Consider the following 8,939-nt stretch of genomic DNA (forward strand, 5'->3'; position numbering starts at 1 on the left):
TCAGAGTGTAGACAAAGTGTCGCGGCTTCCGCCGCGACCTTTTCTTTTTTTATAAGGAGGAACTGGAGTCAGAGGACCCCAGTTCTTTCATTTTTAAACCAACTTATACCTTAGAAAGCCTTGATTTTACAAGCTTTATAGCCACTTTTTTGATATAATAAAACTATCAAAACAAGGGGTTAGAATAATGATTACAGAACAAAATGAGAAGGCTAGAAAGCAGATTGAATTTGTATGTACTGATGATTTAGTTCCTCAAGATCATCTTCTAAGAATCATAGATAAAGCAATTGATTGGTCTTTTATTTATGATTTAGTCAGAGATAAATATTCTCCTGATCAGGGGCGTCCAAGTATTGATCCTGTCACTCTAATCAAAATCCCATTGCTTCAATATTTATACGGAATTAAAAGCATGCGCCAGACTATAAAAGAGATTGAGGTGAATGTTGCTTTTAGATGGTTTCTTGGGCTTGAACTTTATGATAAGGTTCCTCATTTTTCAACCTTCGGTAAGAACTATTCAAGAAGATTCGAAGGTACTGATTTATTTGAGCAAATCTTTCAGCACATCTTGGAAGAATGCTATCGCTTCAAACTTGTTGACCCAACAGAAATTTTTGTTGATGCAACTCATGTAAAAGCAAGAGCTAATAATAAAAAGATGCAACGAAGAATCGCTCAGCAGGAAGCATTGTTTTATGAAGAGATGCTAAGAAAAGAAATATCATCAGATAGAGCTGCTCATGGTAAAAAGCCATTGAAAGATAAAGATGATGATAACCACTCATCTGGTTCGTCAGGAGGTAATGATAAGTTTGAAGAATACACTGATGATGTTCCATTGGATGGTAAAACAATCAAATGTAGCACTACTGATCCTGAAAGTGGTTGGTTTAGAAAGGGTGAGCACAAACATGTCTTTGCTTATGGAATAGAAACTGCCTGTGATAAAAATGGGTGGATTTTAGGTTTTGATGTTAATCCTGGCAATGAGCATGACAGCAGAACTTTCAAAGGTCTGTATGATAAGCTTCAAAATATTGGAATGGAAAAATGTGTTGTTGATGCAGGATATAAAACTCCAGCCATTGCGAAGTTATTACTCGATGATGGTGTAAAACCTGTTTTTCCATACAAAGCACCAATGACAAAAGATGGTTTCTTCAAGAAATATGAGTATGTCTATGATGAATACAACGACTGTTATATTTGCCCTAATAACCAAATATTAAAATACAGTACTACAAACAGAGATGGTTACAAGGAATACAAAAGTTGCAGTCACATATGTGAGAAATGTGAGTTCTTAGGACAATGTACAGCAAGTAAGAATCACGTAAAAGTTGTAAACCGTCATGTCTGGGAAGAATACATGGAAGCATGTGAAGATATAAGACAGACCTTAGGTATGAAAGAGTTATACTCTCACAGAAAAGAAACCATAGAAAGAATCTTTGGAACAGCTAAAGAGAATCATGGTTTTAGGTATACACAGATGTATGGTAAAGCGCGCATGACAATGAAAGTCGCGCTTACCTTTGCGTGTATGAATTTAAAGAAACTAGCAAAAATGCAACAAGAATGGGAATTGAAAATGGCCTAAAGAAAGGCCATTTTTAACAAAAATCCAAAAAAGAATCTTGGAAAAAGGAAAGGATGCTGCAAAACCGAGTTTTGCAGCATCCTCTTTGTCTACAGTCTGAAAACGAGGGCATAGCTGCCCTCGTTTTTTCATGTCTTTATAGTTTTACACTCTATTAAATACTGGAATTTTTTCTAATGGAGCATCTACTAAGATGCTCACACCACCCTCATATTGCGCTCCTGTGGTAGCATCTACCCAATTGCTGCCTGAAGGCAAATACACATTTCGTTTAACCTCACCCTTATGGCACACTGGCGCTACCAGTATTTTTGAACCATACATATACTCGTCAGTGATATTCCATGCCTTTTCATCATTAGGGAATTCATAAAACAAAGTTCTAATAATAGGCGCACCTGTTTTTGAAGACTCTTCCATCAATGAACGAGTGTAATCTCTCATGGACTCTCTTACCTCAATGTAATGCTTCATTATTTCATAGGCTTCTTCTCCGAAGCTCCAGATTTCGTTGTCGGCGCCAGTTACTTCTCTTACCTCGCCTGCCTTATTTATTATTTCAGTATGTGGAACTCTGCTTCCATGCATTCTCATTACTGGGCAATAGCATCCAAACTGGAACCATCTGATAAGAAGCTCTTTGAATTCTTCTGTTCTAACATCACCACAATGGAAACCGCCAATATCGGTAGTCCACCATGGAATTCCGGCCATTCCTATCTGCAATCCGGCTACAATTTGTTTTCTAAAATCCTCCCAGTTAGACATTATATCCCCAGACCATACCAAAGCTCCGTATCTTTGAGAACCTGCCCAGGCGCATCTAATAAGATTTACTATTTTATCTTGTCCCTGTTGCTTTTGTCCTTCATAAAAAGCTTTGGCATATTCACGGGGATAAATGTTTCCTATCTGTAGCACTGAGCCTGCATGGTACTGGTAATTTTCATAATCATAGCCTGTAAACTCCGGCTCTGCCTCATCCAGCCAGAATGTTTTAACGCCTAAATCATAATAATTTTGTTTGCATTTATCCCAAACATACTGTCTTGTTGCTGGATTTGTAGCATCCATGAAAAGATTGTCCCCATGGAAAACCATTTGAACATCTACACCAGAATGACTTCTTACAAGTAACCCCTGCTGTTTCATTTCCGCAAAATTCTCACTACGAATATCCACTTGTGGCCAGATGGAAACCATGCACTGAATTCCCATATCATTAAGCTCTTTAATCATGGCCTTTGGATCAGGAAAATATTCTGGGTCAAATCGCCAGTCACCACATCTTGGCCAATGATAGTAATCTATTACTATGACATCGATTTTGATGTTTCGCTTATGATATTCACGGGCGATATCTAACACCTGCTCCTGATTATAATAACGAAGCTTGCACTGCCAATAGCCAAGGCCATATTCAGGCATCATTGGTGGGAGACCTGTTACCTTCATATAATTTTGAAGGATATCCTTAGGGGTTTCGCCTGCAGTAATCCAGTAATCCAACTGTCTGGTTTCTTCTGCAACCCATTCTGTTGTATCCAGTCCAAAATGAGCCTCGCCTATTGCGGCATTATTCCAGAAAAATCCATAGCCATTATCTGATAACACAAAAGGAATACTAGCCTGAGAATTTCTGTGAGCAAGCTCCATGTTACAGCCCTTCAGGTTCATCCTCTCCTGTTGATACTGTCCCATTCCAAAGAGCTTTTCCTCAGGATTTGAATCAAATCGAACCTTTAGCTTATACAGATCCCCGCTGATGTGCTTGAAATATCTTGCTCTTTTAGCAAGTGCACCACCATTTGTAATCTCTTCAAGCAATATTTTTTCAGTATTAGTTTCTTTAAAAGAAATGCGAAGCAAATCTCCCCATGGTTTAACGTAGCATTCAGCAGTAATGTTTCCGTTTGCGATTTTTGCATTTCTGCCTTCATTGGCTTCTTGGATAGAAACCTCTACCTTATGTTCAGATATTTCCGGTTCAAGCAATGCAGCGCTATAATCGGAAATATCGCCTACCATTACAGCCCTTACTCTAAAGCTATCTTTTCCCCATGGTTCAATTTTTAGTGTTTCGCCATTGCATTTAAAAATCAGTGATTCCTTGTCTGTTGAAAAAAATTGCATAATACATCTCTCTTTCCTAAGCACTATAATTCCAATAAATACCGTAGCTTTCCTTGTACTGATTGTAGTGAGTAGTAAAAATCAGCTTTTTGTTTGTACCTGTTAACTCAAAATCCATGCAGCCATCCTGCTTTATAAGATACTTGCCGATGTTTTTCATAAATTCATCTACTGAAGCTTCGGCAGTGATAACAACATCATCAGAATCTACACATTTTTCAGCTGCCACTACAACATCAATACCGTGTGGCTTTATCTTGATATGCTTTGTTCCAAGCCTAGCTGAAAGTACATAAGGTCCATAGCAAAATGCGTAGGTATCCTTGCTGTCAGGCAAGTTATGACAAGATATACCCATAGGCCATCTGATTGTTATATCTCCCCCAGTAGGAATAAGCTCCTTTGATATTACGTAGAAACCATTTTCTTCTTTAGGCTCCACAACTGAATGGCCCACCTTAACTTCTGGCTTGCCCTGAATCCAGTGAGGAATACGTAAATATAAATCAAGGTTTGATGTTTTTTCTTTAACATCTACTCTTATTTTCACTTCATCAGATTTAGTGAAATCGCACTCCTGCGTTAATGTATAGCCGTCTGCCTTATATACTGAAGCCAGATACATTGCTACTACTAACTTATCATTCTCTTTGAAATAAATTCCATCCTGAAGTTTTGTAAAGTTCTCGTAGCCTGTGCCTGTACAGCACCAGAAGTTTCCGTCTAATGTGTTGAACACCTTTTGGAAGCCTGTACCCATTGGCTGGAAGTATGTAGTGAAGCCAGTTGCATGATTCTGAGATGCCATTATTGCATTTATCATTGTCTGTTCACTATAATCCAAATATTTCTTGTCACCTGTAACAGCAAAGAGTCTTCTTGCCATCTTTATCATATTATATGTGTTACAGGTCTCATTATTTGTATTTGTTCTTTCTGCATTTAAGATATTATCTCTGCCAAAATGCTCATTCTCGCTATTTCCACCAGTGATATATGTGTGCTTACCTGTAACCATATCAAAGAAATCTTTGGCATATTTAAGATAATCTGTAGCTGAATTATCCACCTCATATCTAGCTAGCGCACCAATAAATTTTGGTATTGTGGTGTTAGCATGAGTATCGTTTAAGATATCATTTCCGCCTGCTGATATTTTCTTGAAAAGAGCGACCTCATCAAAAGAATGTGCAGCGTTTTTAAATCTTTCAAAATCTCCATAGACCAAGCCATTATCTGCAATGCTTCTATTGATTTCGTATAACTCGTATAGACAATCATTCATTCCACCATATTCTATAGAAAGCACATTTTCATGCTGCTCCTCAGTCCATCCTTCGCATCTGTTTGCAATCCAAATCCCCAGCTTGTTGGCTACCAGTAATGCCTTTTCATTTCCTGCATAAAGATATGCTGCATTTAAGCCGCTAAGGATTTTATGCATTGTATACCAAGGCACCCATGCCTGCTTGAAAGGATCTGACATGCCCTTTTCCACATAATCAAACTGTAATACAGGGTTATCCAAGTACTCCTGAGTAGGTAACGTTGCACCAAATAAATAGCCTTCATAGGCACTACCTACAGTTTTTTTCTGGCACTCTGCCAGAGCATTTATCATGTAATCCAATCTTTCCTTTACAGCCTTTTGTTCCTTTGAATCTAAACCTGGATTAACTACCGCCTGTGCTAACGCTTTTACGTAATGACCTAGAGTATGTCCACCTATAAGACCATTTTCCCAGCCTCCGCCATAACGTTCCTTTGCATTCATGAATGTAGTGAGGCTTTTCTCATCCATACCAGCTATTATTCCTGCTGTCTCCCTAAATCCAGCTAAAAATCTGTCTGGGTCTAATGCTAGCATGTTCTTCACCTGCAAATGGAGAGCTTCATCATAGTAGCTATCAGTCACCTTGCAAGAAGCCAAACTTATAGGTTTCAAGTTTTTGTTCATTATTAATTATCCTCGTCTTTCTATTATCCTTTGACAATAATGTGCATTTTGCACTGAAAAAAGTGTAACATTAAACGAATTTTATCTAAATATACGTAAACTGATATTAGGTGTAAATTCCACAGATGTTTAATTTGCCGTCAAAACATGGTATTATTCTTTATATTCGAAAGAAAAATGTGTCATTTTTGTGAATCAAGTGTCACTTTTTCACATTAGGTGTCATTTTGTGATATTTTTCCAGGGGGTTTACATTAAGTGAATAGAAAAAAAGTTGATAAGTTGATGGTTTTTCCAAGCAACCATATCTTTAATTATCTTCGAAGTGGAAAATTTGAAGCTTTATCAGACGAATGGAAACATGAGAGTATGCCATTGCAGTTCGATTATGAATTTATAGTTGTAACTGAGGGTACACTTTATTTGAGATATATGAACGAAGATTTTAAGGTAGAGAAGGGTGAATACCTATTTCTTCCACCAAGTGATTCTAGAAGAGAAGGTATTAAAAAATCCTACTGCTGTTTTTATTGGATTCATTTTACAGCTGATTTATTTTCTTTCCCAGCCCAAATATCCACTGGGGAAGCACCATCCTACCAAAGAGCCAAATGCTTTTTGATTCCACAAAACGCAGCTGTACCACGAGTTGAAAGATTAATAATTCAGATGAAACGACTTCAGGATTTGGACAGAGACAATTATCCTGATTTAACCTTAAACGCATCATTAACTGCTATTATTACAGAGCTGTACGGTCAGATTAATACAGAGCTTCCAAAGAATGAAAACCTGCTAAACAACAAGCAGATTTATTCAGATATTGTTGACTATGTTAAACGAAATATATCCAACAACTTCACCATCAATGATATTGCGGATTATTTCGGCTATAGCCCTAAATATTTATCAAGAGTATTCAGTGATGTTTTAGGCCTGTCCCTAAAGCAATTTATTATTTCACAAAAGATGGATACCGCTGCCTTCTATCTAACCGATAGTGACCGCAGTATCACAGAAATTGCAACATCTGTAGGCTTTTCAGACGTGCACAATTTCTCCCGCACCTTTAAAAAAGCCACCGGCTTCACTCCAACTGAGTACAGAAATTCTTATGCGAAAAGAATTTTGTATCATGTATAATCTACGATTAAAGAGGACGCTGCAATACCCACGCAATTCCTTTGGCTAAACGCAAATCGGCGTCCTTGAAGTGATTGCCTTCATTCAATTCAAAGGTGTCTTCAATGCCAAGCTTAGCGAAATGTTTACAGAGTAATCGCGTATTATCTTCTACTGTTTTAAAGATAGCATTTTTAGTTTGGGCTTCCTTGTCACCTACAGAAAAATAGATGCGCTTTGGCATCACTGCCAGATTGTAACTAGTAGCGTAGTCTACAAAATCTGGGAACCACATGGAACCTGACGCACTGACAGCGCATGTGAAAATGTTGGTGTGATACAAGCTATAAATTGCAAACAACCCGCCTAAGGAATAGCCGGCGATAGTGATGTATGCAGGCTTTGCCTTTAGCTTTTCTATAATAGCTGGAACAATATCATCCTCCAGCTTTTTTATGTAATCATCAGCACCACCAGTGCATGGCTTGTCCCCTTTAAACAGAGGCTGACAGTCCCATGGAGTCATCTCATCATTCCAGTTTACATCGCTAATAACAGCCAACGTATAGGGAATATCAACCATCCTTGCCAATAGCTCGTTTAACTCATGCTCGTCACCATCAAAGGTGTTAACAATGACTAGCGGTGCCCCCTCATTAGTTTCCCCGTATAGAAAAATACTTTTGTCATCAATAATCATCTACAAAATCTCTCCAGAAATTTCCTTTACTGTTCATTATGCAGACTGTCCTTTGCATGCTTTACATAAAGCTCAGCATTTTCAATAATGCCCTGTTTTTCTGCATCTGAAAGCTTTCGAATTACCTTTGCTGGACTTCCGAATGCCAGGGATCCATCAGGGATTTCCATATTTTCTGTAACAAGAGCGCCAGCGCCTATGATGCAGTTATTTCCTATCCTGGCTCCATTCATAACTATAGCGCCCATACCGATGAGCACATTATCACCTACTGTGCACCCATGAACTATTGCAGTATGGCCAATGGTAACATTATCACCTACTGAAAGTGTAAAGCTCTTGTCTACATGCAAACACGCCAAATCCTGCACGTTTGTATTTTTTCCGATTGTGATTTTCTGGGAATCACCTCTTACCACCGCGTTGTACCAAATTCCGCAGTTTTCACCTATGGTCACATCTCCAATGACCTGCGCACCTGGCGCTATAAAAACACTATTGTCTATGGTTCTCATATATATCCCCTCAGCTTTTCTTTATATTTTTTCGTTAGAACCCAATAGCCTCAGCCAACTCCTGGAAGTCACTTAAGTCTCTTTTATTTACATCATAGTAAAGGACTCTTTCTATTTCGTACTCAAATCCTGCAACTGAAGATAATACGCCTTCCTCAAAAGGTTCATCCTCATCTTCCTTTGCGTAGATATAGTTGGCTGCAACTGCCGCTAATTCCTCTGCAAGAATTCTTGAAACTGCAAATGTATGGTTTTCTGATTCATCCATATAAACAGGCGCAGCATACATACTTATTAATTCGATTAAATTAAAATATGTCATCAGCAAATCTGGTGAAAGCTTAGAGTTGTTGCTAATCTCGTCATATACCATTGTAATTGCATCATAAGTTTCCTTAATGCAATCAAGGTACTCTTCCATGTGAATCTCATCTTCACCTTCAACGAAATCAGACTTGGCCTCCATCAATGCTACCCAATCTTCAATTAGTTTTCCTAAATCCATCATTTGTAGGACCTCCATGTTAATACTTTTCTCTATTATACAGCAAAAAAAGAGATGGGAAAATATTCCCATCTCTCAGAGTGTAGACAAAGTGTCGCGGCTTTCGTCGCGACCTTTTCTTTTTAATAAGGAGGAACTGGAGTCAGCGGACTCCAGTTCTTTCATTTTTAGGCTAACTAAAAGCTGAGAAATCCTTGATTTTCCAAGCTTTCTCACCTCTTTTTTGGTATAATAAATGTATCAAAACAAGGGGTTAGAATAATGATTACAGAACAAAATGAGAAGGCTAGAAAGCAGATTGAATTTGTATGTACTGATGACTTGGTTCCCCAGGATCATCTTCTAAGAATCATAGATAAAGCCATTGATTGGTCTTTTATTTATGATTTAGTCAGAGATAA

The 8,939-nt window shown here is 38.1% G+C and carries 7 protein-coding genes and 1 pseudogene; 3 read left to right on the forward strand and 5 right to left on the reverse strand.

The window, feature by feature from the left end:
• The first annotated feature begins 187 nt into the window (after nt 1–187).
• Nucleotides 188–1,606, forward strand: coding sequence for an IS1182 family transposase (locus G611_RS14630; protein WP_155942219.1), 1,419 nt, complete (start codon nt 188–190; stop codon nt 1,604–1,606).
• A gap of 144 nt (nt 1,607–1,750) precedes the next feature.
• Here G611_RS14630 and G611_RS0110065 read toward each other — a convergent pair whose 3' ends face one another.
• Together G611_RS0110065 and G611_RS14635 are read right to left on the reverse strand one after the other, a co-directional pair.
• On the reverse strand, nt 1,751–3,739 hold the full coding sequence (locus G611_RS0110065; RefSeq protein ID WP_028243500.1) for a TIM-barrel domain-containing protein: 1,989 nt from the start codon (nt 3,737–3,739) through the stop codon (nt 1,751–1,753).
• A 16-nt stretch (nt 3,740–3,755) separates the two neighbouring features.
• The gene (locus tag G611_RS14635) at nt 3,756–5,696 is read right to left on the reverse strand and encodes a beta-L-arabinofuranosidase domain-containing protein (protein ID WP_051195207.1); all 1,941 of its coding nucleotides are present in this window, start codon (nt 5,694–5,696) and stop codon (nt 3,756–3,758) included.
• 258 nt (nt 5,697–5,954) lie between these two features.
• On the opposite strand from G611_RS14635, the gene G611_RS0110075 reads away from it, so the two are divergent.
• Nucleotides 5,955–6,839 carry an AraC family transcriptional regulator gene (locus G611_RS0110075; RefSeq protein ID WP_051195208.1) on the forward strand — a complete coding sequence of 295 codons (885 nt, stop codon included), beginning with the start codon at nt 5,955–5,957 and terminating at the stop codon, nt 6,837–6,839.
• A 7-nt stretch (nt 6,840–6,846) separates the two neighbouring features.
• Here the strand turns inward: G611_RS0110075 and G611_RS0110080 are convergent, their stop codons facing one another.
• The 3 genes from G611_RS0110080 to G611_RS0110090 are packed head-to-tail and all read right to left on the reverse strand — an operon-like array spanning nt 6,847 to nt 8,541.
• Nucleotides 6,847–7,518 (reverse strand): alpha/beta hydrolase, encoded by a 672-nt coding sequence (locus tag G611_RS0110080; RefSeq protein ID WP_028243502.1) that lies wholly within the window; start codon nt 7,516–7,518, stop codon nt 6,847–6,849.
• A gap of 26 nt (nt 7,519–7,544) precedes the next feature.
• The gene (locus G611_RS0110085; protein ID WP_028243503.1) at nt 7,545–8,033 is read right to left on the reverse strand and encodes a gamma carbonic anhydrase family protein; all 489 of its coding nucleotides are present in this window, start codon (nt 8,031–8,033) and stop codon (nt 7,545–7,547) included.
• A 34-nt stretch (nt 8,034–8,067) separates the two neighbouring features.
• Complete coding sequence (locus G611_RS0110090; RefSeq protein WP_028243504.1) at nt 8,068–8,541, reverse strand: hypothetical protein; 474 nt, start codon at nt 8,539–8,541, stop codon at nt 8,068–8,070.
• A 258-nt stretch (nt 8,542–8,799) separates the two neighbouring features.
• Here G611_RS0110090 and G611_RS15985 point away from each other — a divergent pair.
• Nucleotides 8,800–8,939 (forward strand): annotated as a pseudogene (locus G611_RS15985) (IS5/IS1182 family transposase); the annotation flags it as partial.

Source organism: Pseudobutyrivibrio ruminis AD2017, assembly GCF_000424305.1.
GTDB lineage: Bacteria > Bacillota > Clostridia > Lachnospirales > Lachnospiraceae > Pseudobutyrivibrio > Pseudobutyrivibrio ruminis_B.

What these genes read in the sequence shown, in the direction of transcription:
- G611_RS14630 (WP_155942219.1), top strand. Translation starts at nt 188, where the DNA reads ATGATTACAGAACAAAATGAGAAGGCTAGAAAGCAGATTGAATTTGTA.
- G611_RS14635 (WP_051195207.1), bottom strand. Translation starts at nt 5,696, where the DNA reads ATGAACAAAAACTTGAAACCTATAAGTTTGGCTTCTTGCAAGGTGACT.
- G611_RS0110080 (WP_028243502.1), bottom strand. Translation starts at nt 7,518, where the DNA reads ATGATTATTGATGACAAAAGTATTTTTCTATACGGGGAAACTAATGAG.
- G611_RS0110090 (WP_028243504.1), bottom strand. Translation starts at nt 8,541, where the DNA reads ATGATGGATTTAGGAAAACTAATTGAAGATTGGGTAGCATTGATGGAG.
- G611_RS0110085 (WP_028243503.1), bottom strand. Translation starts at nt 8,033, where the DNA reads ATGAGAACCATAGACAATAGTGTTTTTATAGCGCCAGGTGCGCAGGTC.
- G611_RS0110065 (WP_028243500.1), bottom strand. Translation starts at nt 3,739, where the DNA reads ATGCAATTTTTTTCAACAGACAAGGAATCACTGATTTTTAAATGCAAT.